We start from the raw sequence: 785 nt of genomic DNA, 5'->3' as shown, positions 1-785 counted from the left end.
CGTCACCGCGATGTCGGCGGTGACCGTCAGCGGCTGTTGCCGCGCCTGCGTCGTTGCGTACTCGATGACTGGCGTCTGCGTGCCCGTCGCCGTCCCGACCTGTTCATCGCCGATCAACACGCGAACCTCGCGGACCCGATGGCTGGTCACCGAGCGGTTGCCGCTCGGCGCCCGCACCCGGTAATCGATCAGCGCCCGCACCGTCCCGTTCGGTGCGATGTACTGCCGGCTCTCGGTAGGCGCCAGGTGAATCTGCGTGGTCGGGTGGACTGCGAACAGCGTGGCGTGCGCGTCGGCGATCAGCCCGCGAGTCGTGCGGTTCGCCCCTGGCGGCGCCACGGCCGTCGAGGCATTTCCCGGTGTCAGCGCCGCAAACGCCTGGGCCGTCATCGCCGCCGCATGGGCGGGCGGCGCCGCATACGTGAGATCCGTACACGTTGCGAGCTGCTGGGTTGGGGTCGGTGGGTGGCCATATGTGGCGTTGTACTGCGCGGGCGGCAGACACGGGTCCGGGTCGCGGGCATCCACGGTGCGCGTCTCGTTTGCGGGCGGTGGTGGTGGCTGGGCGGCCGTCTGGCCGACCGCGACCAACGTCACCCCGACGAGCAGGCTCACGAGGAGTCGCCGCGTGTGACCATGCCAGCACATGCTGAGGTCACCACGGCGTGAGATCGACACACTCAGCCAGCGGGAGGTTCATGACGCTGCCTGCGACGGTGTACAACGGTCCGAGGACGACTAGGATGACCGTTGACCGCAGGGCGGTCCGCTTGTGGCGCTTCAGC

1 pseudogene is annotated in these 785 nt (G+C 69.3%); it reads right to left on the bottom strand.

Annotation, left to right across the window (positions count from 1 at the left end):
- A pseudogene (locus DVK07_RS20050) lies at positions 1-615 on the bottom strand (hypothetical protein); the annotation flags it as partial.
- Positions 616-785 lie beyond the last annotated feature (170 nt).

Origin of the sequence: Halorubrum sp. Atlit-26R (genome assembly GCF_003666015.1) — an archaeon.
Taxonomy (GTDB): domain Archaea; phylum Halobacteriota; class Halobacteria; order Halobacteriales; family Haloferacaceae; genus Halorubrum.
This window is presented reverse-complemented; position numbering and strand designations above follow the sequence as displayed.